The following is a 22294-nucleotide window of genomic DNA, read 5'->3' on the forward strand; positions in this document are numbered from 1 at the left end:
AGGCAGCACGGCGAGACGCCCACCCTGAGGGGACCGCGCCGCCCTGCGCCGAACGGTCCCCGGAGAGATACACCGTGACCTCCACGTTCGCCGACCTCGGCGTCCCCACCTCCCTGCTCGCCGTCCTGACGGCCGACCAGATCACCGTCCCCACGCCGATCCAGGCCGCCACCCTGCCGGACTCGCTGGCCGGACGCGACGTCCTGGGCCGCGGCCGCACCGGGTCCGGGAAGACCTACGCCTTCGGCATCCCGCTGGTCGCGCGGCTCGCGGCCGACGGGCGCCGACGGGCGCCCAAGCGCCCCCGCGCCCTCGTGCTGGCACCGACCCGCGAGCTCGCCTCGCAGATCGCCGCGACCATCGCCCCCCTCGCCAAGGCGGCCGGCCTGAACACCGCCACCGTCTTCGGCGGCGTCGGCCAGGGCCCGCAGGTCAACGCCCTGCGCGACGGCGTCGACATCCTCATCGCGTGCCCCGGCCGTCTCGAGGACCTGATCGGTCAGCGGCACTGCAGCCTGGCCGACGTCCAGGTCACCGTGCTCGACGAGGCCGACCACATGGCCGACCTCGGCTTCCTGCCCGCCGTACGACGCCTGCTCGACCAGACCCCGAAGAGCGGCCAGCGGATGCTGTTCTCGGCGACCCTCGACAACGCGATCAACGTGCTGGTCAAGCGCTACCTCGACGACCCGGCCGTGCACGAGGCCGACTCGGCCCAGTCGCCGGTGGCGAAGATGGACCACCACGTGCTCCACGTCGAGCGCGAGCAGCGGCTGCCGGTCCTGCTCGACCTGGTCAGCGCGCCGGGTCGCACGGTCGTGTTCACCCGCACCAAGCACGGTGCCAAGGCGCTGGCGCGCCAGCTCAACAAGAACGGCGTCCCGGCCGTGGACCTGCACGGCAACCTCAGCCAGGGCGCCCGCACCCGCAACATGGACGCCTTCCACAGCGGTACGGCGACCACGCTCGTCGCGACCGACATCGCCGCGCGCGGCATCCACGTCGACGACGTCTCCCTCGTCGTCCACGCCGACCCGCCGGCCGAGCACAAGGCGTACCTGCACCGCTCCGGCCGTACGGCGCGGGCCGGCGCCGCCGGCACGGTGATCACCCTCATGACCAGCGACCAGCGCGGCGACGTGCGCGCGCTGACCCGAGCCGCCGGCATCACCCCGACGACCACTCGGATCCAGGGCCCGGACCATCCGGTCCTGCAGGACCTCGCCCCGGGTGAGCGGACCCGCCCCGGCGGCATCGACCTCACCCCGGCGGCGCCCTCGGGCGGCAACGGTGGCCGGGCCGGCAACGGCGGCCGTCGTCGTACGGGCGCGAAGAAGGCGAGTGCCCCCAGCTCGGCGAAGAAGGCCGGCCAGGGCTCGGGCCGCCGCGGCGGGTCCGGTGGGTCGGGCAACGGTTCGGGTGCGGCGAAGTCCGGTTCCCAGGGCGGCGGCCGCTCCCGCTCCCGCGGCGCCGGCTCCGGGGCCGGTCGCGGCTCCGGCGCGGGTCACAGCGCGGCGTCGTTCAGCGCGCGCTCGCGCTGACCCGATCGCGGCGGCGAGGTACTGGTCGCAGGTGTCGCGGGGGCGGATTCACCACGGGATGTAGGCGAATCCGAGCTTCCCGTGTGGAACTCCACTGGGGAAGTGACGGTCGCGCAACATCCCGTGGTGAATCCGCTCCACCCGCGACACCGGCGACCCACCCGGCTCGCGACGCCGGTTTGGATCCGACTGCGCCGGGATAGGGTCATCCAGGTTGCGCTGAGAGGGGGGTGGATGCCGTGGGCATCATGTTGCCGGACGGTCTGATCTGGATCATGGACAAGCTCGGGTTCGAATGGCCGGACCTCGACGAGGACGAGATGCGGCGCGGCGCCGACCTCCTGCGCGCCTATGGCGGCGACCTCGAGGACGTGATCCAGCGGACCGACCGCAAGATCAACGGCGAGCTGGCCGCCTCCCTGCAGGGCGAGGCCGGCCTGGCCTACGTGAACGCGTGGAACGTGAACCGCTCACAGAACCTGCAGCGGCTCGTCGACGTCATCGACCCCGCGGCCACGGGCGTCGACATCGCCGCGGGCGTGGTCACCGCGCTGAAGACCAAGGTGATCATCGACGTGACCTCGACCGCCTTCACCGTGGCGGCGATGCTGACCAACCCCTTCACGGCACCGGGCGCCGTGGCCGTGATCCTCGCCAAGAAGGCGTTGCTCAACATCGCCATGGACATGGCGATGGAGGAGGCGATGAGCCAGGTGCTGCCGCTGGTCATCGAGCCCCTGGCCGAGCAGGTGCCCGCGATCGCGATGGCCGTGCTGGACTCCCCGCTGGTCGAAGCCACCGGCGCCGACCCGGGGCGGTTCATGGCCGACCTCCAGGCGCTCGACCAGGTGTCGGCGGAGATGGAGTCCAACGCCGTCGACATCGAGGATCGCACCGAGCAGCTGATCGCGGACCTGCTCAGCCTGAACGTCACCGGCGGCTGAGGAGACGTGCCGTGAAGAAGCTGTGGGACGACATGCTCGAGGCCTTCCAGAAGGGCTTCAAGGACATGGGCGACGGCGTCGGGGGACGTCTGCGGGCCCAGGGCCGGAAGGCCGACCGGGACCGCAGCGAGCTGGAGAACACCGATGCCGAGCTCGCCTCTGCGGCGCCCGACCTGACCGGGCGCCACACCGATCCGGTGTACCGCACGAGCAGCGAGCTGCTGTACCGCTCGGACAACCGGCCGCCTGACGAGATCTTTGCCGACGGCTTCGAGGTGCGGGACGCCGACAACAACGACTACGACTCGTTCGTGCGCTTCAACACCCCCTCGAACTTCGTCAGTACGACGAAGGACCCGGACCTGTACAAGAACTGGGGCTCGAAGTACCGCTACACCGTGGACGCCCCAGGCGGCATCGACGCCGACGCCACGATCCCGGACAACCCGTACGGGCCGAACGCCGCGATCCCCGAACGTGAGATCACCTTCCAGGGCGGGATCCCGGCCGAGAACGTCGTCGGTGCCCATCCCGTCCTCCCGGACAACTCGCTGGGCGAGTGGATAGCGAACCCGAACTACAGTGGCAAGTGACGCTCTCGAGATGGATGGGAAGGCACTCGCATGACGACGCCACCGACCACGCCGGCCATCACGGAGGCGCTGCGGGCCGAGGCCCGCGCCAACCCGGGCGCCTGGGTCTACGCGGTCGACCCCGAGTTCGACCAGGCGGGCACGGTGCCCCCGCAGGGCATCGTGGGTGCCTGGCGCTCGGACGAGAACGGTGAGCTGAGCGAGGAGTTCACCCCCAACCCGCGCTACGTCCCGTCGCCGCAGGCGCGCGGCTGGGCCGCACCGACGACGAAGCTGGAGCGCGTACTGCAGCTGGTGCTGGCCGGGCACGCACCGGACGAACAGCTAGAGCGCGAGCTCGCCGGCGCCGACGTCTTCATCTTCAGTCGACCCGAGGGTGGGATCTTCCTGGCGCCGGCGGCCGACGGTGGTCGCCTCGCCTACGCGTTCACCGACCCCGAGAAGGCCGTCGCCGCGGGCTATCCGGAGCACACCGCCATCAGGGGTGACCGGTTGGCGGCGGCGCTGCCAGAGGGAGCACGGATCGCGCTCAACCCCGGTTCCGAGGTTTCCGCGGTCATCGACCCGGCCGACATCGCCGCCGCATGATCGAGAGCCCCCAGAAGATCCAGGCCCTCCGCGACGGGGTCACCCACGAGGCCACCGTCTCCTGGTGGGCCGAGGGGATGAGGTGGGCGGTCTCGGTGGAGTCCTCCGCCTTCGACACCGTCGAGTCGCGAGCGGACGACGCCTTCGAGGCGCTGTGTCAGGTCCGCGCCGAGCTCGAGCCCCACGGATGGCGCCTGGGGGTCACCGGCGCCCTGGCCAACGTCTGGCCGAGCGGGATGGCGCGCGACCAGGGCGGCGGCCTGCGCGCCTACCGGATGACCGCGGAGCAGGTCGGCGAGCTCGTGGACACCTTCGCGCCGGTGGACCCGGCGACGGTCAGCACGCTCGCCGACCAGCGGGCCGAGGTCGAGCGCCTGTTCGAGGAGATCCGGCGCCACGCGGCCGGTAGCGCGTAGTTCGACCCCGCGTGGGGACCTCCGAAGCCGCTTCGCGACCTCTGGCTGTGGGTCCGTGGGTGACCGGATGCCGCAGGCGCCGTTCTCACCGCTCGCCGGGAGGAGCGCCAGCCGTCCTCAACGGGCTCGGCGCGGGTTGCGTGCCGCGCGCGCCACGGCGGCCTCGTACGCCGTGACCAGACCGCCGACCGAGAGCGGCTTGAGCCGCTCCATGATCTCCCGGAAGTGCTCGGAGGTCGCCGCGTCGTCGTACAGCGGGGCGAGCTTGTCGTTGATGACCTCGTAGAGCTCCTTGGCCATCTGCTCGCCGTGCTCCTGGTAGACCGCCGCCGCGGCGACCGCGACCTCGCGCGGGAAGCCGAGCTCGAGCAGCCGGACGCCGATGGAGAGCTGGTTGCTGGCGACGAGGTACGCCGTGCCCCGGATCCGCAGCACGCCGAGGGCCTGCAGGGTCGCGATGTCCTCGGCCGACAGCGCGCGGCCGGCCTTCCTCTCCAGCTGCGCCCGGTCCATCTCGACCGGCAGGTCCGACTGCCAGGGCGCGAGCATGGTGCGCGCCAGCGCGATGTCCTCGGGGCTGGCGTCCTCCGGGATGCCGGCGACATAGCGCTCGATCGCGGAGAGGGTGAACCCGTGGCTCTGCAGCTCCAGGACGAGCTCGATCCGGGCGATGTGCACGGCGGAGTAGTAGCCGGAGCGCCCCCGGCGGATGGGCGGCGGCACCAGGCCGCGCGAGGTGTAGAAGCGCACGGTGCGGACGGTCAGCCCGACCCGCGCCGTCAGCTCCTCGAGGGTGAGCAGCTCCTCCTGCGTCTCGTCGCCCGATGCGTCGTGGGTCACACCGTCGGTCGGGCTCTCGCTCTTGACCATGACAGTAATAGTGTCACAATCGTCCCCAAGGACATCTGTCCGGTGCGGCGCGCCCCTCGATCGCCGGCTCGCCGACCACCCGCCAACCCACACGTCGAAGAACGCCGAAGAAACAAGGACGGTCATGGCAGAAGCATTCGTGTACGACCACCTCCGCACGCCGCGCGGCCGGGGCAAGGCCAACGGCTCCCTCCACGAGGTGAAGCCCGTCGACCTGGCCGTCGGTCTCGTCGAGGCGGTGCTGGAGCGCAACCCCGGCCTGGACCCGCACCGCATCGACGACATCGTCCTCGGCGTCGTCTCCCCGATCGGCGACCAGGGTGGCGACATCGCCAAGACCGTGGCGATCGCGGCGGGCCTGCCCGACACCGTGGCCGGTGTCCAGCTCAACCGCTTCTGCGCCTCGGGCCTCGAGGCCGTCAACCAGGCCGCGGGCCGCGTGCGTGGCGGGTTCGAGGACCTGATCGTCGCCGGCGGCGTCGAGTCCATGAGCCGTGTCCCGATGGGCTCCGACGGTGGCGCCTGGGCGTCCGACCCGGCCACCGCGTTCAAGGCGGGCTTCGTGCCGCAGGGCATCGGCGCCGACCTGATCGCCACCATCGAGGGCTGGGACCGCGAGGACGTCGACGCGTACGCCGCCGAGTCGCACCACCGCGCCGCCAAGGCGCAGGCCAACGGCTACTTCGACGGCGCGATCGTGCCCGTCAAGGACATCAACGGCCTGACCCTGCTGGACCGCGACGAGACCGTGCGCCCCGACACCTCGGTGGAGGGCCTCGCCGGCCTCAAGCCGTCGTTCGCGCAGCTCGGTGCGGACGCCGGCTTCGACGACGTCGCCCTCGAGAAGTACCACTGGCTCGAGAAGATCAACCACGTCCACCACGCCGGCAACTCCTCCGGCATCGTCGACGGCTCCGCGCTGACCCTGATCGGCAACGAGCAGGTCGGCAAGGACCTCGGCCTCACCCCGCGCGCCCGGATCATCGCGACCGCGGTCTCCGGCGCCGACCCGATCATCATGCTGACCGGTCCCGCCCCGGCCGCCCGCAAGGCCCTGGCCAAGGCCGGCCTCGAGGTCGGCGACATCGACCTGTTCGAGATCAACGAGGCGTTCGCCGCCGTCGCGATGCGGTTCATGCGCGACATGGGCATCAGCCACGACATCACCAACGTCAACGGTGGCGCGATCGCGATGGGCCACCCGCTCGGCGCGACCGGCGCGATGATCCTCGGCACCCTGATCGACGAGCTCGAGCGCCGCGACCTGCGCCGCGGCCTCGCCACGCTCTGCGTCGGCGGCGGCATGGGCATCGCCACGATCGTCGAGCGCGTCTGAGCGCCGTACCCCCCTCGAACCTCTCGACCACTCCTCGACACTCTCTAGGAAGCACATTGAGCACCGACACCCAGACCGCCGTGCGCTACGAGCGCGACGCCGACGGCATCGTCACCCTCACCCTCGACGACCCCAACCAGAGCGCGAACACGATGAACGAGCTCTACCGCGAGTCGATGGCCGCCGCGGTGGAGCGGCTGTACGCCGAGCAGGACGACATCACCGGCGTGGTCGTCACCTCCGCGAAGAAGACCTTCTTCGCCGGCGGAGACCTCAAGCTGATGGTCCAGACCACCAAGGAGAACGCCGGCGAGGTCTTCGCCCAGTGCGAGAGCATCAAGGCCGCGCTGCGCCGCCTCGAGCTGTTCCCCAAGCCGGTCGTCGCCGCCATCAACGGCGCCGCGCTCGGTGGTGGCTACGAGATCACCCTCGCCACCCAGCACCGGATCCTGGTCAACGACCCGAAGATCAAGGTCGGCCTGCCCGAGGCGACCCTCGGACTGTTGCCCGGTGGCGGCGGCGTCACGCGCGCCGTCCGCAAGTGGGGGCTGCAGACCGCCCTCATGGACGTCCTGCTCCAGGGCACCCAGTTCAACCCGGAGACCGCGCTCAAGAAGGGCGTCGTCGACGAGCTCGTCGCCACCCAGGAGGAGCTGGTCCCCGCCGCGAAGGCGTGGATCAAGGCCAACCCCGACGCGGCGCTGTCGCCGTGGGACGCCCCCGGCTACAAGATGCCCGGCGGTACGCCGAAGTCGCCGGCGCTCGCCGGCTTCCTCCCGGCCTTCCCGGCCCTGCTCCGCAAGCAGCTCAAGGGTGCGGACTACCCGGCCCCCCGGGCCATCCTGTCCGCCGCCGTCGAGGGCGCCCAGGTGGACTTCGACACCGCCTCGCGCATCGAGTCGCGCTACCTGGCCAACCTGGTCGTCAACCAGGGCTCGAAGAACATGATCCAGGCGTTCTTCTTCGACCTGCAGGCGATCAACTCCGGCTCCCTGCGGCCGCAGGGCATCGAGCCCTACAAGGCGAAGAAGGTCGGCGTGCTGGGCGCCGGCATGATGGGCGCGGGCATCGCCTACGTCTGCGCGCGCGCCGGCATGCAGGTCGTCCTCAAGGACGTCGCGGTCGAGAACGCCGAGAAGGGCAAGGCGTACAGCCAGAAGATCAACGAGAAGGCGATCTCGCGCGGCAAGCTCACCGAGGAGAAGTCCCAGGAGCTGCTCGACCGGATCACACCGACCGCGGACCCGGCCGACCTCGCGGGCTGCGACCTCGTCATCGAGGCCGTCTTCGAGGACCCCGCCCTCAAGGCCCAGGTGTTCGCGGAGATCCTGCCGCACGTCAACCCCGACGCGCTGCTGTGCTCCAACACCTCGACGCTGCCGATCACCGACCTGGCCGGGGGCATCGAGGACGCCGCCAAGCGGCCGAGCTTCATCGGCCTGCACTTCTTCTCGCCGGTCGACAAGATGCCGCTGGTCGAGATCATCGCCGGCAAGGAGACCTCCGACGAGGCGCTCGCCAAGGCGTACGACGTGGTCCTGCAGATCCGCAAGACCCCGATCGTGGTCAACGACAGCCGTGGCTTCTACACCTCGCGGGTGATCGGCTACATGGTCAACGAGGGCATGGCGATGCTCGCCGAGGGCGTGGCGCCGTACTCCATCGAGCGGGCCACCACCTCCGCCGGCTACCCCGCGCCGGTGCTTCAGCTGTCCGACGAGCTCAACCTCGAGCTGATGGCGAAGATCGCGAAGGCCACCAAGGAGGGCGAGGAGGCCGCGGGTCGTCCGTACGCCGAGCACCCCGGCACCGCGGTCGTCGCGAAGATGCTGGAGGCCGGCCGCGCCGGTCGCCTGCGCGGTGCTGGCTTCTACGACTACGAGGACGGCAAGCGGGGCTCGATCTGGGCCGGGCTCGCCGATCTCTTCCCCGTCGCCGAGGAGCAGCCCCCGATCGAGGACATCCGCGACCGGATGCTCTTCGCGGAGGCGCTCGAGACCGCGAAGACCTTCGAGGAGGGCGTCATCACCTCGGCGGCCGCCGCGAACATCGGCTCGATCATGGGCATCGGCTTCCCGCCGAACACCGGCGGTGCCGCCCAGTTCATGACCGGCTACGAGAACAAGGCGACCGGCGAGATCGGCCTCAACGCCTTCCTCGCCCGTGCCGACGAGCTGGCCGCGAAGTACGGTGAGCGCTTCCAGGCCACCCCGTGGCTGCGCGAGCTCGCCGCGTCGGGCAAGGGCTTCCCCGCCTGATCCTGTGGAGAAGTCCCTGACTGGGACGAGAAAACTCACGCCTGGACGAAGAAGCTTCTTCGTCCAGGCGTGAGTTTCACCGGCCGGCCGGTGAAACTCGCTCAGCCCCTCGCCCCGTTCCCCGCGCTGCGCCGCCGATCCGACCGCTGCAGGCGCATGCTGGAGGCACGACCTCCGCGAACCGGGAAGGGAGCACCCATGACGACGACCTCCTCGACGGACCCGGGCTCCGGCGTCGCCGAGCCCACGAGCCGCCACATCGCGCTCACCGAGACCTACGCCGCGCACAACTACCACCCGCTCCCGGTGGTCCTCGCGTCGGGGGAGGGGGCGTGGGTGCGCGACGTCGAGGGGCGGCGCTACCTGGACTGCCTGGCCGGCTACTCCGCGCTCAACTTCGGGCACGGCCACCCGCGCCTGCTCGCCCGGGCGGCCGGGCAGCTGCAACGGCTGACGCTGACCAGCCGCGCGTTCTACAACGACCAGCTCGGCCCCTTCGCGCAGGCGCTCGCCGAGCTCACCGGCAAGGACATGGTGCTGCCGATGAACTCCGGCGCCGAGGCCGTGGAGACGGCGATCAAGGTCAGCCGCAAGTGGGGCTACCGGGTCAAGGGCGTCGCGCCGGGCGCGGCGACCATCGTCACGATGCGCGGCAACTTCCACGGGCGCACGACGACGATCGTCGGCTTCTCCGACGACCCCGACGCCACCGACGACTACGGACCGTTCACTCCCGGCTTCGTCGGCGTCCCGTACGGCGACGGGGGCGCCGTCGCCGCGGCGATCGACGACACCACCGTGGGAGTGCTGTTCGAGCCGATCCAGGGCGAGGGCGGCGTCGTCCTCCCGCCGGACGGCTTCCTGCGGGACCTGCGTGCCCTGTGCACCGAGCGGGGAGTGCTCATGATCGCCGACGAGATCCAGTCGGGACTCGGCCGGACCGGGCGCACCTTCGCCTGCGACCACGAGGACGTGGTGCCCGACGTCTACGTCCTCGGCAAGGCGCTCGGCGGCGGGATCCTGCCAGTCTCGGCGATCGCCGCGGACCGCGAGGTGCTCGGCGTCGTCCGGCCGGGCACCCACGGCTCGACGTTCGGCGGCAACCCGCTCGCCGCGGCGATCGGGCACGAGGTGGTCCGGATGCTCGCGACGGGCGAGCACCAGGAGCGCGCGCGGGTCCTCGGCGAGCGTCTCGCCGCGGGTCTGCGCGCGCTGGTCGGCAAGGGGCTGGTCGAGGTGCGCGTGCGCGGGCTGTGGGCGGGCGTCGACATCGACCCGCGCCTGCTGACGGGGCGCCAGGTCTGCGAGGCGCTGATGGGCCGCGGGATCCTCGCCAAGGACACCCACGGCTCGACAGTGCGCTTCGCACCGCCGCTCGTCTGCACCGAGGACGACATCGACCTCCTCGTGAGCGCCCTCGGGAGCGTGCTGGAGGAGGCACTACTGTCGGCCGGGTGACCGACCAGCAGCCACTGCGTGTCCTGATCACCGGCGCCGCCTCCGGCCTGGGTGCGGCGCTCGCGAACGCCTGGGAGGCGCGCGGGGCCGACGTCCTCCGCACCGACCGAACGCCGGCTGACGGGATCCTGCCCCTCGACATCACCAGCGACGCCGACTGGACCGCGGCGCGCGAGCACGTCGACCAGACCTGGGGGGCCCTCGACGTCCTCGTCAACAACGCCGGCATCGCCGGCGGCGGGCGGCTCGACGTGTCCGGGATCGACGAGTGGCAGCGGCTCGTCGACATCAACCTGCTCGGCGCGGTGCGCGGCACGGCGACCTTCACGCCGGTCTTCAAGCGCCAGGGCAGCGGACGGATCGTCAACGTCGCCTCGCTCGCCGGCCTCGTGCACCCGGCCGGGATGGCCGGCTACAACGCCACCAAGGCGGCCGTGGTCGCGCTGACCGAGACCACCGGCCACGAGCTCGCCGCCCACGGGGTCACCGCGCACGTGGTGTGTCCGTCGTACTTCCGCACCAACCTGATGGCTGGCGTCGAGGGCCGCGACGCCGCCCTGCAGCAGGTGATGAGCCGGTTGGTGGAGGACGCCCCGCTCGGCCCCGACGACATCGCCGCGGCGGTGCTCGACGCGATCGACGAGGGTGTCGAGCTGATCGTCCCTGACGACGCCGCGCGGGCGGCGTACCAGCTCAAGCTCGCCGACCGGACGGCGTACGACGCCGTGATGCGCGCGCAGGCCCGCAAGCTCGACGCGGTGGCGGAATGAGCGGCCCGACGAGCGGCCCCCGCGACGAGTCGCGCCCGGTCCGTGACGAGGACGCCTTCGACGTCGCCGCCGTCGCCGCGTGGCTGGGCCGGGGCGCGATCGCGGAGGTCCGGCAGTTTCCCGGCGGTGCCTCCAACCTCACCTACCTGCTGCGCATGGCCGAGGGGCCCGACCTGATCCTGCGGCGCCCTCCGGCCGGCACGAAGGCGAAGGGAGCCCACGACATGGGCCGGGAGTACCGGATCCAGGACGCGCTCAAGCCGGTCTTCGGCCAGGTGCCCGCCATGGTGGCGTACTGCACCGCCGACGACAGCCCGATCGGCAGCGAGCTGTACGTGATGGAGCGCCTCGACGGGCTGATCCCGCGGCGCGACTTCGGCTTCCCCGTCAGCGAGGCCCAGGCGAGCGCGCTCTGCGCCGCCGCCGTCGACACCCTCGTCGCCCTCCACGCGGTCGACGTCGCTGCCGTGCCGGGGCTCGCGGCGCTCAACAAGGGCGACGGGTACGTCGCGCGGCAGGTCGGCGGGTGGATCGCGCGCCTCGACAACGCGCGCACGGACGACACCGGCGACTGGTCCGACATCACCGGCTGGCTCGACGCACACCAGCCCGCCGACGTCGGGCAGCGGATGATCCACAACGACTACCGCTTCGACAACATGGTCCTCGACGCCCAGGACCCCACCCGGATCGTCGGGGTCCTCGACTGGGAGCTCGCCACCGTCGGCGACCCGCTGATGGATCTCGGCTGCACGCTCGCCTACTGGGTGCAGGCCGACGACGACGAGTTCTTCCTGCTCTTCCGGCGCCAGCCCACGACCGTGCCGGGCATGTGGACTCGGCAGCAGGTCGTCGACGCCTACTGCGAGCGCAGCGGTCTCCGCCTGACCCCCGCACAGTGGACCTTCTACGAGGTGTTCGGACTCTTCCGGCTGGCGGTGATCGCCCAGCAGATCTGGTACCGCTACGCCCACGGCCAGACCACCAACGAGGCCTACGCCGCGTTCGGGCCGGCCGTCGGCTATCTCGAGGCGCGCTGCCGGCAGATCCTCGCGCGCACGGGCGGTCCGGCCTGATGGGCGTCCTCCTGCTGGTCCGCCACGGCCAGGCGTCCTTCGGGTCCGACGACTACGACGTGCTGTCCGAGACCGGGTGGGAGCAGGGCCGGGTGCTCGGCCGCTGGCTGGCCACGGCGGGCCCGGAGCCGGCGTCGGTCGTGCACGGCGGCATGCGCCGCCACCGGGAGACCTGGGAGGCCATCGCGGAGGGCGCCGCGTGGGGACCCGGCTCGCCGGAACCCCTGGTCGACGAGGACTGGGCGGAGTTCGACCACCTCGCCGTCCTCGCCCGCTACGCCGAGGCGACGGGCGCGGTGGTCGACCACACCACCGACCGGCGCGCCTTCCAGGAGCAGTTCGAGATCTCCACCGCACACTGGTACGACGCCGGGCCCGACGGCGGCTATCCCGAGCCCTACGACGCCTTCGTCGGCCGTGCGCGCGCCGCCCTCGACGCGGCGGCCGCCCGGCCGGGGCCGACCCTCGTGGTCACCTCCGGCGGCGTGATCGCCGCGCTCGCCGCGCTGCTCGTCGTACCGGAGGCGTCGGTGGTGGGGCCCGTCTGGGCTCGGTTCAACACGGTCATCGCCAACAGCTCCGTCACCCGGGTCATCGTCGGCGCGACCGGGGCTCGGCTGCTGACCTTCAACGAGCATCCGCACCTGCCGCGGCCGCTGGTGACCTACCGCTGAGGACACGACCATGTCCGACCAGGTGCTGAACGCCGTGATCGCGACCGTGCTCGGCTCGGTCGTGGCGGTCGTGCTGCTGCTCCCCGTCGCGGCAGTGGAGTACCGCCGCGACGGCCGCCTCGGACCCCGCGACCTGGCGGTGCTGCTGTCCGGCGCCGTCTACGGGCTGGCGCTGTGGACCTACACGCTGCTGCCGATGCCGGCGGACGACGACTACGCGTGCGTGGGGCGGCAGACGGTCCCGTTCGACACCCTGCGGGCGGTCGACTGGACCGAGCTCGGCTCGCGGGCCGGTCTGACGGCGCTGGTGCACGACGCGGCCTTCCTGCAGATCGCGCTCAACGTGCTGCTGTTCGTGCCGCTCGGCTGGTTCGTGCGCAGGATCGCCCGGCACGGCGTCGTCGTCGCCACCGTCCTGGGGCTGTCCGTCTCCCTGCTCATCGAGACCACCCAGGCCACGGGCGTATGGCACCTCTACGACTGTGCCTACCGGCTCTTCGACGTCGACGACCTGATGGTCAACACCCTCGGCGCGGCCCTCGGGTCGCTCGTCTCGGCGATCTTCATCCGCCGGGAGCGGCCCGAGGTGCTGTGGCCGGCCACCATCACGCTCGGCCGTCGCTGGGTCGGCATGGTGTGCGACGGCCTGTTCGTCGTCCTGCTCGGGTCGGCGCTGGCCATCGGGTGGCGCGCCGTGCAGCTCTACGTCCTCGAGGTGCCCTTCGAGGAGCTGCCCACGACACCCCAGCGTCTGCTGCAGTGGGGAGTCCCCGGCCTGGTCGAGGCGGCGGCCGTGCTTCTCGGCGGGCGGACGGTCGGCGAGTGGGTGGTCTCGGTGCGCACCACCCGCGGCGAGCGGAGCCGCGCTCTGGTGCCGGTCGCCCGGCTGGCCAAGCTCGCCACCGGCGTCGGGCCGTTCGTCGTCCTGCTGGCGATCCCGGGGGAGTGGACCGGACCGGTGCTGGCGCTCCTCGTCGTCGTGACGCTGGCCGCGGCGGTCCCGAGGGCCGGCGGGCACCGCGGGCTCGCGCACGCCGTCGCCGGCCTCGACCTGGAGATCGTGCTGCCGCGCGCGGTCCGGGAGCGGGACGCGGTCAGATCAGCCTCTTGAGCACGCCGAGCGGCGCGTGCCTCATCACGGGCGCCATCGCGGCCCACGGCAGTGGCGGAACGCACGCGTCGGCGACCTCCTTCTCGATCGCCGCGACCATGGCGGCGACGCCCTTCTCGGTCGAGGCCATCAGCGGCGTCGCCTGATCGACCTGGTCGTTCATCTCCGAGCGGATGTAGCCCGGGTAGAGCACGGTCACCTTGATCCTCTTCTGCAGCCTCGTGCCGTGCAGCTCGGTCCGCAGCCCCTCGGCCAGGTGCGCGACGCCCGCCTTGGTGGCGGCGTAGGTCGTCATCGACGAGGGCATCCCGCGCATCGCCGACATCGACGACACCATCACCAGGTGCCCGGCCTCCTGCGCGCGGAAGACCTCCATCGCGGCCTCGGTCTGCGCGAGCGCGCCGACGAAGTTGGTCATCGCGGTCTCCAGGTTGGCGTCGAAGCGGCCGGTGCCGAGCTTGGCGCCCTTTCCGAGGCCGGCGTTGACGACCACCCGGTCCAGCCGGCCGAGCTCCTCGCGCAGCTCGCCGAACACGCGGAAGACCGCGCCGTGGTCGGTCACGTCGAGCGCCCGCAGCGCGATCCGGGCCTCCGGGTGCGCGGCGCGGATCTCGGCCGAGAGCTCCTCGAGCCGTTCGGTACGCCGCGCGGCGAGCGCCAGGTCGTGGCCCGCGGCGGCGAACTGGCGCGCCATCTCGGCGCCGAGTCCGCTGGACGCGCCGGTGATGAGGATCGTCTTGCGTGCGGGGTGGTGTGCCATGACCTCAGTCTCGCGCACTCCCGGCCCGCTTCCGCGGCGGATGTCGGCGGACGCCGGAGGGCGGCGAGGGAGGGGCGCGACGGCCTGTGACAGGGTGACGCCCACCTGGCGCCGTACGGGAGGGAGCGAGGATGCGGAGGATCGCGACCGCGACAGGGCTGGCCGCGCTCGGGCTGGCCGGCGGGCTGGCGGGTGTGATGCTGGTGTCGCCGACGTTGGCCGCGGCCGGCCGAGCGCCGGCGCCGACCTGTGCCGGCGAGCGCGCGACGATCGTGGACCGGTCCAAGGCCGGTGACCGCATCGTCGGGACCCGGCGGCGCGACGTGATCGTCGCCGGCCGCGGAAAGGGCCGCGACGTCGTCGAGGGGCTCGGCGGGGACGACGTGATCTGTGGCGACGCCCGCACGGTGGTCCGCGGTGGTCGGGGCGACGACCTCATCGTCGCCGCGGGGCGAGCCGACGGCGGACGCGGTGACGACCTCTTCCACGCCGTCGGGACCGCGCGCGGGGGGCGGGGGTCCGACGCCTATCTCGCGCCGCTGGCGACCGGGTCGTTCGACGGTGGTGCCGACCACGACGTCGTGACCTTCTACGCCGGCTACGTGCCGGGAGTGACGTCCGGCGTGTACGTCAACCTCGCCCTCGGGATGGCGAGCGCCGAGCTGGAGTCCGGTGGGGCGCGGATCCGGACCGGCCTCGCGGGGGTGGAGGAGGTGCGGGGCACCCCGGACGACGACCTCCTCCTCGGCGACGCGCTCGACAACGTGCTGCGCGGCGGCGCCGGCAAGGACGTGCTCAACGGGCGAGCCGGCTACGACACCGTCGTGGGAGGTCGGGACAAGGACGTCTGCACCGGCGAGGTCCGGGAGGGCTGCGAGGAGTAGCCGGGGACCTCGACAGGGTGTGGGCATACCGGGTATACATAGTGCATACCCGGTATGTATCCGCATCGGAGGAGCCGCATGTCCGTCCGGCACGCCCTGCTGGCGCTGCTCCGGCAGCGACCGATGTACGGCTACCACCTCCGCTCGGAGTTCGAGCAGGCGCTGGCGGTCGCGGTCCCGAGCGTCGACGTGGAGCTGCGCCGGGCTGCTCCCGAGCATGGACGTGAAGCTGTCCCCGGGGGCACCCCGTGAGCCCGCACTTCGAGGACCAGGCCCGCCGGCTCGACCGGGCGGAGCGCCGGTGGCTTGCGGACGCTCGGGAGCGGCTGCTGCGGATCCGGGCGGTGCGGTTGCAGACCCGTGAGGACGAGCCCGACGAGCAGTGACCTCGGCCCGGCGGCGTGCAGCGTCGTCGGCGAAACTTAAAGTCAGGCTTGACTGTTTGTTTGTAGGTCGGCATGCTGACGGCGTGACCTCACCCGCCGCTGCCCGCGTTCCCCAGGAGGAGCGCACCCGGGCGATGCGGCAGCGGCTGATGGACGCCACCGTCGAGCTCCTGGTGGAGAAGGGCTTCGGGGGCACCACGACGACCCTGGTCTCGGAGCGCGCGGGCGTGAGCCGCGGTGCGCAGCTGCACCACTTCCCGACCAAGAACGACCTGGTCGTCGCCGCGGTCAGCCACCTCACCGCCATCCGCGGCTCCGACCTCGAGGCGGCCGTCGCCAAGCTGCCGCAGGGCCGGGGCCGGACCGAGGCAGTCGTCCAGATGCTCGGCGAGCACTTCGCCTCGCCCGTCTTCACCGCCGCCCTCGAGCTGTGGGTCGCGGCCCGGACCGATCCCTCCCTGCACGAGGCCGTGGGACCGCTGGAGCAGCACGTCGGGCGGGAGACCCACCGGCTGACCGTCGAGCTGCTCGGCGTCGACGAGACCCGGCCCGGCGCCCGCGAGCTGGTCCAGGCCACCCTCGACCTGGTCCGCGGCCTCGGCCTCGCCAACACCCTGGGCGACGACGCACGACGCCGCCGCCGGATCCTCCGCGAGTGGGCGCGCACCCTCGACGCCGCGCTGGCCCGCACCTCCGCCCCCGAGAAAGGCTGACCCATGAGTGTCCTCGACGACGTGATCGCCGACCTGAGCGCCGAGGGCGACCAGCTGCGCGCGGCCGTTGCCGCGCTGGACGCCGACGGCTGGCGTACGCCGACGCCGGCCGAGGGCTGGGACGTCGCGACCACGATCGCCCACCTGCTCTGGACCGACGAGGTCGCCACCTTGGCCGCCGGGGCGCTGACCGACGACGGCAAGCAGGCCTGGGACGCCGTCGTGCTGCTGGCCATCGAGGACCCGGCCGGGTTCGTCGACAAGGAGGCGCTCCGGATCGGCGAGCTGGCGCCCGACGAGCTGCTCGCCCGCTGGGACGCCGCGCGTCCCGCCCTCCTCGACGCGCTGCGCGGCTACCCGGACGGGATGAAGATGCCGTGGTTCGGGCCGCCGATGGCGCCCGCGTCGATGGCGACGGCCCGGTTCATGGAGACCTGGGCGCACGCCCTCGACGTGTACGACGCGATCGGGACCCGCCCCGAGGTCACCGACCGGATCCGCCACGTCGCCCACATCGGCGTACGCACCCGGGACTTCGCCTTCGCCAACAACGGGCTGGAGGCGCCGGGCGAGCAGTTCCGGGTCGAGCTCGCCGCCCCCAGCGGGGAGGCCTGGAGCTGGGGGCCCGCGGATGCGGGCCAGCGGGTCGAGGGCGACGCCTACGAGTTCTGCCAGCTGGTCACCCAGCGCATCCACCGCGACGACACCGGCCTGGTCGCCACCGGCGCCGACGCCGAGACCTGGCTCAGGATCGCTCAGGCCTTCGCCGGCCCGGCGGGCGGCGGGAGGGAGCGGAAGTGACCGGCACCCTGCGGATCGCGAACTGCAGCGGCTTCTACGGCGACCGCCTCTCGGCGCTGCGCGAGCAGCTCGAGGGGGGTGACGTCGACGTCGTCACGGGCGACTATCTCGCCGAGCTGACCATGCTGATCCTCGGCATGGACACCCTCCGCGACGCCGACCTCGGCTACGCGCGCACCTTCCTCACCCAGCTCGAGGACACCCTCGCACTGGCGTTGGAGAAGGGCGTGAAGATCGTCAGCAACGCCGGCGGCCTCAACCCGGCGGGCCTGGCCACCCGGATCCGCCGACTGGCGGCCGATCGCGGGCTCGACGCCAAGGTCGCCCATGTCGAGGGCGACGACCTGCGCGCCGCGAACCTCTTCGAGGGCGCCCTCACCGCCAACGCCTATCTCGGAGCCTTCGGCATCGCCTCCGCGCTCGGCCGGGGCGCCGACATCGTCGTCACCGGCCGGGTGACCGACGCCAGCGTCGTGGTCGGTCCCGCCATCGCCCACCACGGCTGGAGCCCGACCGACTACGACGCCCTTGCGGGGGCGGTGGTCGCGGGTCACGTCATCGAGTGCGGCACCCAGGCCACCGGGGGCAACTTCTCGGGCTTCCGGGAGCTCTTCCGCTCCGGCGCTCCGATGGACCGCCCGCTCGGCTTCCCGATCGCGGAGGTCGCGGCCGACGGCAGCAGCGTGATCACCAAGCACGAGGGCACCGGGGGCGCCGTCACGGTCGACACCGTCACCGCCCAGCTTCTCTACGAGATCCAGACGACGCGCTATCTCAACCCCGACGTCACGACCCACCTCGACTCGATCCGCCTCCGCCAGGACGGACCCGACCGGGTCGCGATCACCGGTGTCACGGGCACCGCGCCGCCCGAGCAGCTCAAGGTCGCGGTCAACACCCTCGGCGGCTACCGCAACCAGGTCGAGTTCGTCCTCGCCGGCCTCGACATCGACGCCAAGGCCGAGTGGGTCCGCGCCCAGCTCGACGGTCGGCTCACCGCTGCCGAGGTGACCTGGACGCAGACGCCGGCGCGTGGCGGGGACGCCGACACCGAGGAAGGCGCGTCGGTCCTCCTGCGCTGCATCGGCAAGGACCCCGAGGCAGGGCCGCTCGGCAAGCCGTTCACCGGCCCCGCGGTCGAGCTCGCGCTCGCGTCGTACCCCGGCTTCACCATGACCACCCCACCCCAGAAGCCCACACCCTTCGGCGTCTACAAGCCTGCGTACGTCGACCGGTCGGCCGTCGAGCACACGGTGGTCCACCACGACGGGATGCGCGAGGTGGTCGTCGACCCGACCGTCTTCGCCGAGCCGGCCGAGCTCGACCCGGACCTCGGGAAGCGGCCCTCGCCGTATCCCGCACCGGCGGACACGATCACCCGCCGGATGCCGCTCGGCACCTTCGTGCACGCGCGCTCGGGCGACAAGGGCGGCAACGCCAACCTCGGCCTGTGGGTCAAGAACGACGGCTCCCCGAAGTACGAGGCCCGGGTCCAGTGGCTCGCCAAGATCGTCAAGGACCGCAAGATCCGCGAGCTGGTCCCCGAGGCCGCCGACCTCGACATCGACGTCTACGTGCTGCCCAACCTCGGCGCCGTCAACGTCGTGATCCACGGCCTGCTCGGCGACGGCGTCGCCGCGTCCACCCGGTTCGACCCGCAGGCCAAGGGCCTGGGCGAGTGGGTCCGCAGCCGGATCGTCCACATCCAGGAGGACCTCGTATGAGTCGCGCCCGTGCCCCGAAGACCCCGACGTTTGGTCCCAAACCGCAACATCTCTGGCAGGATCCGCGCGGTCGATGCCGATCCGGCCAGGGATCCGCCGTCCCGTCGGGGACCGCCCGATGAGGTGGAGCGAGGAGCGCCAGGCGCTCAAGGACTCGGCGGCGGAGTTCGCCCGGCGCGAGATCATGCCGAGCCTGCAGGAGTGGGAGGACGCCGGCGAGCTGCCGCGCAGCCTGACCGAGGCCGCGGCCAAGGCGGGCCTGCTCAGCGTCGGCTACCCGGAGGCGGTCGGGGGCGAGGGCGGCGATCTCCTGGACGCCTGCGCGCTACAGGAAGGGCTGATGGAGGCCGGCGCCTCCGGCGGCCTGATGGCCTCGCTGTTCACGCACGGGATCTCGGTGCCGCACATGATCGAGAACGGCTCGCCGTACCTCGTCGACCGCTATGTCCGCCCGACGCTGGCGGGGGAGCGGATCGGCAGCCTCGGCATCACCGAGCCGGGCGGCGGATCCGACGTCGCCGGCATCACGACGAAGGCCGTGCGCGACGGCGACCACTACGTCATCAACGGCGCGAAGACGTTCATCACCTCGGCGGTGCGCGGCGACTTCGTCGTCACCGCGTGCCGCACGGGCGAGGCCGGGCACGGGGGCATCTCACTGATCGTGGTCGACAAGGGCACTCCCGGGTTCACGGTCCAGCGCAGCCTCAAGAAGATGGGCTGGCACTGCTCCGACACCGCCGAGCTGTCGTACGTCGACGTGCGGGTTCCCGTGGAGAACCTCGTCGGTGAGGAGAACCAGGGCTTCTACTACATCGCCCAGCAGTTCGTGGTGGAGCGGATCTTCCTCGCGCTGATGGGCTACGGGCACGCCCGACGCTGTCTCGACCTGTCCGCGCAGTACGCCCGCGAGCGGGAGACCTTCGGCAAGCCGCTCACCAAGAACCAGGTGGTGCGCGCCCAGCTGGTGGAGATGCACCGCCAGGCCGAGGTCGCGCGGACCTACACCCTGGACGTCGCCGCCCGGCACGTCGCGGGCGAGAGCGTCATCGCCGAGGCCTGCCTCGCCAAGCAGACCGCCGTGGACACCGCCGTCGCGGTCTCCGACATCGCGGTCCAGCTGCACGGCGGAACGGGCTACATGCACGGCACGGAGGTCGAGCGCCACTACCGCGACGCCCGCCTGCTGCCCATCGGCGGTGGTGCCACCGAGGTCCTCACCGATCTGGCCGCCAAGCTCCTGGGGTACTGCTGATGAGCCTGCTCAAGCCGCTCGGCGGCGAGGTGACCGTGCACATGAAGGCCCCCGTCGAGGAGGTGTGGGCCCTGGTCAGCGATGTCACCCGGATCGGCGAGTTCTCCCCGGAGACGTTCGAGGCACGGTGGACCCACGGTGCCACGGGACCGGCGGTCGGCGCGCGCTTCAAGGGACACGTGAAGCGCAACGGCGTCGGCCCCGTCTACTGGACGCCCTGCACCGTCACGAAGTGCGTCCCGCCCGGGGCCGACGGCCAGGCGGTCTTCGAGTTCGGCGTGGGCCTCGAGGACAACGCGATCAACACCTGGGGCTACCGGATGGCCCCCGAGAACGGCGGGACCCGGGTCACGGAGTACTTCCGGCTCACGCCCGCCTGGTACATCCGCGGCTACTGGCTGCTGCTGGGCCGGCTGCGCGGCAGGACGAACGAGCGCGGCATGCGCACGACCCTCGAGAGGATGAAGGCGGTGCTGGAGAAGGTGAACGAGTCATGACGACCGACACCCAGGCGGCGGAGGAGATCTCGCCGGAGCAGGCGCGGCGGGTCGCGATGGAGGCCAAGCTCGCCGACCTGCACGCCGAGCAGGCGAAGGCCGTCGAGGCCGGCGGGAAGTACATCGCCCGTCACAAGGAGCGCGGCAAGCTGACTGCCCGTGAGCGGATCGACCTGCTCGTCGACGAGGGCTCGGCCTTCCTCGAGCTGATGCCGCTCGCCGGCTGGGGCAGCGACTTCGCGGTCGGCGCCTCGCTGGTCACCGGCATCGGCGTCGTCGAGGGCGTGGAGTGCCTCATCGTCGCCAACGACCCCACGGTCAAGGGCGGAGCGCTCAACCCGTGGTCGCTGAAGAAGTCCTTCCGGGCGGCCGAGATCGCCGAGAAGAACTTCCTCCCGACCATCAACCTCACCGAGTCGGGCGGCGCGGACCTGCCGACCCAGAAGGAGATCTTCATCCCCGGTGGGCGCGGCTTCCGCGACCTGACCCGCTCCAGTGCGCGCAAGCAGCCCACGATCTCCGTGGTCTTCGGCAACTCCACCGCGGGCGGCGCCTACGTCCCCGGCATGAGCGACTACGTGATCATGGTCAAGGAGCAGGCCAAGGTGTTCCTCGCCGGCCCGCCGCTGGTCAAGATGGCCACCGGTGAGGAGTCCGACGACGAGACCCTCGGCGGTGCGGAGATGCACTCGCGGATCTCGGGCTCATCCGACTTCCTCGCGGTCGACGAGCACGACGCCATCCGCCTCGCGCGGCGTACCGTGGCCCGGCTCAACTGGCGCAAGCAGGGGGTGGTTTCGAGGCTCGCTGGCGCTCGCGCCTCAACCAGCGAGTTCGATTACGCCGAGCCCGACCTCGACCCCGAGGACCTGCTCGACCTGATCCCCACGGACCTCAAGGAGCCCTTCGACCCGCGAGAGGCGATCCTGCGGATCGTCGACGGCACCGGCCCGGGCAACGAGGTTCCGTTCGACGAGTTCAAGCCGCTCTACGGCTCCGCACTCTGCGTCGGCTGGGCCCGCCTGCACGGCCACCCCATCGGCATCCTGGCCAACGCACGCGGCGTGCTCATGAGCGAGGAGGCGCAGAAGGCCGCCCAGTTCATCCAGCTGGCGAACCAGAAGGACACGCCGCTGCTCTTCCTGCACAACACGACCGGCTACATGGTCGGCGCGGAGTACGAGCAGGGGGGCATCATCAAGCACGGCGCGATGATGATCAACGCGGTCTCCAACTCGAAGGTCCCCCACCTGACGGTGATCATGGGCGCCTCCTACGGCGCCGGCAACTACGGCATGAACGGCCGCGCGTACGACCCGCGCTTCCTGTTCACCTGGCCCTCGGCGAAGTCCTCGGTGATGGGCCCGGCCCAGCTCGCCGGCGTCCTGGAGATCGTCGCGCGCGAGTCCGCGGAGAAGAAGGGCCAGCCGTTCGACGCCGAGGGGTTCGTCGCCATCAAGGAGATGGTCGAGCAGCAGATCGAGGAGCAGTCGCTGCCGTACGTGCTGTCGGGGATGGTCTACGACGACGGGGTCATCGACCCGCGAGACACCCGGACGGTGCTGGGCATCTGCCTGTCCGTCATCGACAACCAGCCGATCGAGGGCGCCATGAACTTCGGCGTCTTCCGGATGTGAGG

Annotated in this window: 23 protein-coding genes; 21 read left to right on the forward strand and 2 right to left on the reverse strand. The window is 71.8% G+C overall.

Annotation, left to right across the window (positions count from 1 at the left end; translation table 11 throughout):
* Nucleotides 1–74 precede the first annotated feature (74 nt).
* The 5 genes from ACJ5H2_RS00515 to ACJ5H2_RS00535 all read left to right on the forward strand — a co-directional run bounded on the left by ACJ5H2_RS00515 (nt 75) and on the right by ACJ5H2_RS00535 (nt 4082).
* Nucleotides 75–1541 carry a DEAD/DEAH box helicase gene (locus tag ACJ5H2_RS00515; RefSeq protein WP_408897604.1) on the forward strand — a complete coding sequence of 489 codons (1467 nt, stop codon included), beginning with the start codon at nt 75–77 and terminating at the stop codon, nt 1539–1541.
* Between the two features lie 248 nt (nt 1542–1789).
* Nucleotides 1790–2485, forward strand: a complete 696-nt coding sequence (locus ACJ5H2_RS00520; RefSeq protein ID WP_408897605.1) for a hypothetical protein — start codon at nt 1790–1792, stop codon at nt 2483–2485.
* A gap of 11 nt (nt 2486–2496) precedes the next feature.
* Nucleotides 2497–3078 carry a hypothetical protein gene (locus tag ACJ5H2_RS00525; protein ID WP_408897606.1) on the forward strand — a complete coding sequence of 194 codons (582 nt, stop codon included), beginning with the start codon at nt 2497–2499 and terminating at the stop codon, nt 3076–3078.
* A gap of 30 nt (nt 3079–3108) precedes the next feature.
* Nucleotides 3109–3666, forward strand: coding sequence for a type VII secretion system-associated protein (locus tag ACJ5H2_RS00530; protein WP_408897607.1), 558 nt, complete (start codon nt 3109–3111; stop codon nt 3664–3666).
* Nucleotides 3663–4082, forward strand: coding sequence for a hypothetical protein (locus ACJ5H2_RS00535; protein WP_408897608.1), 420 nt, complete (start codon nt 3663–3665; stop codon nt 4080–4082). The genes ACJ5H2_RS00530 and ACJ5H2_RS00535 overlap by 4 nt, the downstream gene beginning before the upstream one ends.
* A gap of 117 nt (nt 4083–4199) precedes the next feature.
* Here the strand turns inward: ACJ5H2_RS00535 and ACJ5H2_RS00540 are convergent, their stop codons facing one another.
* Entirely contained in the window at nt 4200–4952 is a 753-nt protein-coding gene (locus ACJ5H2_RS00540; RefSeq protein ID WP_408897609.1) for a MerR family transcriptional regulator, read from the reverse strand.
* A 124-nt stretch (nt 4953–5076) separates the two neighbouring features.
* Between ACJ5H2_RS00540 and ACJ5H2_RS00545 the strand changes: the two genes are divergently transcribed.
* From ACJ5H2_RS00545 to ACJ5H2_RS00575, 7 genes are all read left to right on the forward strand, one after another.
* Nucleotides 5077–6288, forward strand: a complete 1212-nt coding sequence (locus ACJ5H2_RS00545) for an acetyl-CoA C-acetyltransferase (RefSeq protein WP_408897610.1) — start codon at nt 5077–5079, stop codon at nt 6286–6288.
* Nucleotides 6289–6344: 56 nt separating this feature from the next.
* Nucleotides 6345–8546, forward strand: coding sequence for a 3-hydroxyacyl-CoA dehydrogenase NAD-binding domain-containing protein (locus ACJ5H2_RS00550; protein WP_408897611.1), 2202 nt, complete (start codon nt 6345–6347; stop codon nt 8544–8546).
* Nucleotides 8547–8744: 198 nt separating this feature from the next.
* Entirely contained in the window at nt 8745–10004 is a 1260-nt protein-coding gene (gene rocD / locus ACJ5H2_RS00555; RefSeq protein ID WP_408897612.1) for an ornithine--oxo-acid transaminase, read from the forward strand.
* On the forward strand, nt 10001–10774 hold the full coding sequence (locus tag ACJ5H2_RS00560; protein WP_408897613.1) for an SDR family NAD(P)-dependent oxidoreductase: 774 nt from the start codon (nt 10001–10003) through the stop codon (nt 10772–10774). Before rocD ends, ACJ5H2_RS00560 begins: the two co-directional genes overlap by 4 nt.
* Nucleotides 10771–11850 carry a phosphotransferase family protein gene (locus ACJ5H2_RS00565; RefSeq protein ID WP_408897614.1) on the forward strand — a complete coding sequence of 360 codons (1080 nt, stop codon included), beginning with the start codon at nt 10771–10773 and terminating at the stop codon, nt 11848–11850. Before ACJ5H2_RS00560 ends, ACJ5H2_RS00565 begins: the two co-directional genes overlap by 4 nt.
* Nucleotides 11850–12524: a histidine phosphatase family protein gene (locus ACJ5H2_RS00570; RefSeq protein WP_408897615.1), complete on the forward strand. Its 675-nt coding sequence runs from the start codon at nt 11850–11852 to the stop codon at nt 12522–12524. The genes ACJ5H2_RS00565 and ACJ5H2_RS00570 overlap by 1 nt, the downstream gene beginning before the upstream one ends.
* A gap of 10 nt (nt 12525–12534) precedes the next feature.
* On the forward strand, nt 12535–13635 hold the full coding sequence (locus ACJ5H2_RS00575) for a VanZ family protein (RefSeq protein ID WP_408897616.1): 1101 nt from the start codon (nt 12535–12537) through the stop codon (nt 13633–13635).
* Here the strand turns inward: ACJ5H2_RS00575 and ACJ5H2_RS00580 are convergent.
* Nucleotides 13619–14395, reverse strand: a complete 777-nt coding sequence (locus ACJ5H2_RS00580) for an SDR family oxidoreductase (RefSeq protein WP_408897617.1) — start codon at nt 14393–14395, stop codon at nt 13619–13621. The two genes, ACJ5H2_RS00575 and ACJ5H2_RS00580, sit on opposite strands and share 17 nt — an antisense overlap.
* 131 nt (nt 14396–14526) lie before the next feature.
* On the opposite strand from ACJ5H2_RS00580, the gene ACJ5H2_RS00585 reads away from it, so the two are divergent.
* The 9 genes from ACJ5H2_RS00585 (at nt 14527) to ACJ5H2_RS00625 (ending at nt 22292) form a co-directional block, all read left to right on the forward strand.
* Nucleotides 14527–15279, forward strand: coding sequence for a hypothetical protein (locus tag ACJ5H2_RS00585; protein ID WP_408897618.1), 753 nt, complete (start codon nt 14527–14529; stop codon nt 15277–15279).
* A 78-nt stretch (nt 15280–15357) separates the two neighbouring features.
* Nucleotides 15358–15531 carry a hypothetical protein gene (locus tag ACJ5H2_RS00590; RefSeq protein ID WP_408897619.1) on the forward strand — a complete coding sequence of 58 codons (174 nt, stop codon included), beginning with the start codon at nt 15358–15360 and terminating at the stop codon, nt 15529–15531.
* Entirely contained in the window at nt 15528–15665 is a 138-nt protein-coding gene (locus tag ACJ5H2_RS00595) for a hypothetical protein (RefSeq protein WP_408897620.1), read from the forward strand. The genes ACJ5H2_RS00590 and ACJ5H2_RS00595 overlap by 4 nt, the downstream gene beginning before the upstream one ends.
* A gap of 83 nt (nt 15666–15748) precedes the next feature.
* Entirely contained in the window at nt 15749–16378 is a 630-nt protein-coding gene (locus tag ACJ5H2_RS00600) for a TetR/AcrR family transcriptional regulator (RefSeq protein WP_408897621.1), read from the forward strand.
* A 3-nt stretch (nt 16379–16381) separates the two neighbouring features.
* Nucleotides 16382–17179, forward strand: a complete 798-nt coding sequence (locus ACJ5H2_RS00605) for a TIGR03084 family metal-binding protein (protein ID WP_408897622.1) — start codon at nt 16382–16384, stop codon at nt 17177–17179.
* On the forward strand, nt 17176–18903 hold the full coding sequence (locus tag ACJ5H2_RS00610) for an acyclic terpene utilization AtuA family protein (RefSeq protein WP_408897623.1): 1728 nt from the start codon (nt 17176–17178) through the stop codon (nt 18901–18903). Before ACJ5H2_RS00605 ends, ACJ5H2_RS00610 begins: the two co-directional genes overlap by 4 nt.
* A gap of 118 nt (nt 18904–19021) precedes the next feature.
* Nucleotides 19022–20158, forward strand: a complete 1137-nt coding sequence (locus ACJ5H2_RS00615; RefSeq protein ID WP_408897624.1) for an acyl-CoA dehydrogenase family protein — start codon at nt 19022–19024, stop codon at nt 20156–20158.
* Nucleotides 20158–20655: an SRPBCC family protein gene (locus ACJ5H2_RS00620; RefSeq protein WP_408897625.1), complete on the forward strand. Its 498-nt coding sequence runs from the start codon at nt 20158–20160 to the stop codon at nt 20653–20655. Before ACJ5H2_RS00615 ends, ACJ5H2_RS00620 begins: the two co-directional genes overlap by 1 nt.
* Nucleotides 20652–22292 carry an acyl-CoA carboxylase subunit beta gene (locus tag ACJ5H2_RS00625; protein WP_408897626.1) on the forward strand — a complete coding sequence of 547 codons (1641 nt, stop codon included), beginning with the start codon at nt 20652–20654 and terminating at the stop codon, nt 22290–22292. The genes ACJ5H2_RS00620 and ACJ5H2_RS00625 overlap by 4 nt, the downstream gene beginning before the upstream one ends.
* The last annotated feature ends 2 nt before the right edge of the window (nt 22293–22294 follow it).

The organism is Nocardioides pymetrozini, from assembly GCF_046058985.1.
Taxonomy (GTDB): domain Bacteria; phylum Actinomycetota; class Actinomycetes; order Propionibacteriales; family Nocardioidaceae; genus Nocardioides.

Bases quoted from the DNA above. Each gene is read 5' to 3' on its own strand.
- ACJ5H2_RS00620 (WP_408897625.1), top strand. From the start codon at position 20,158: ATGAGCCTGCTCAAGCCGCTCGGCGGCGAGGTGACCGTGCACATGAAG.
- ACJ5H2_RS00540 (WP_408897609.1), bottom strand. From the start codon at position 4,952: ATGGTCAAGAGCGAGAGCCCGACCGACGGTGTGACCCACGACGCATCG.
- ACJ5H2_RS00575 (WP_408897616.1), top strand. From the start codon at position 12,535: ATGTCCGACCAGGTGCTGAACGCCGTGATCGCGACCGTGCTCGGCTCG.
- ACJ5H2_RS00625 (WP_408897626.1), top strand. From the start codon at position 20,652: ATGACGACCGACACCCAGGCGGCGGAGGAGATCTCGCCGGAGCAGGCG.
- ACJ5H2_RS00585 (WP_408897618.1), top strand. From the start codon at position 14,527: ATGCGGAGGATCGCGACCGCGACAGGGCTGGCCGCGCTCGGGCTGGCC.
- ACJ5H2_RS00530 (WP_408897607.1), top strand. From the start codon at position 3,109: ATGACGACGCCACCGACCACGCCGGCCATCACGGAGGCGCTGCGGGCC.
- ACJ5H2_RS00615 (WP_408897624.1), top strand. From the start codon at position 19,022: ATGAGGTGGAGCGAGGAGCGCCAGGCGCTCAAGGACTCGGCGGCGGAG.
- rocD (WP_408897612.1), top strand. From the start codon at position 8,745: ATGACGACGACCTCCTCGACGGACCCGGGCTCCGGCGTCGCCGAGCCC.
- ACJ5H2_RS00580 (WP_408897617.1), bottom strand. From the start codon at position 14,395: ATGGCACACCACCCCGCACGCAAGACGATCCTCATCACCGGCGCGTCC.
- ACJ5H2_RS00545 (WP_408897610.1), top strand. From the start codon at position 5,077: ATGGCAGAAGCATTCGTGTACGACCACCTCCGCACGCCGCGCGGCCGG.
- ACJ5H2_RS00535 (WP_408897608.1), top strand. From the start codon at position 3,663: ATGATCGAGAGCCCCCAGAAGATCCAGGCCCTCCGCGACGGGGTCACC.
- ACJ5H2_RS00565 (WP_408897614.1), top strand. From the start codon at position 10,771: ATGAGCGGCCCGACGAGCGGCCCCCGCGACGAGTCGCGCCCGGTCCGT.
- ACJ5H2_RS00520 (WP_408897605.1), top strand. From the start codon at position 1,790: ATGTTGCCGGACGGTCTGATCTGGATCATGGACAAGCTCGGGTTCGAA.
- ACJ5H2_RS00590 (WP_408897619.1), top strand. From the start codon at position 15,358: ATGTCCGTCCGGCACGCCCTGCTGGCGCTGCTCCGGCAGCGACCGATG.
- ACJ5H2_RS00605 (WP_408897622.1), top strand. From the start codon at position 16,382: ATGAGTGTCCTCGACGACGTGATCGCCGACCTGAGCGCCGAGGGCGAC.
- ACJ5H2_RS00570 (WP_408897615.1), top strand. From the start codon at position 11,850: ATGGGCGTCCTCCTGCTGGTCCGCCACGGCCAGGCGTCCTTCGGGTCC.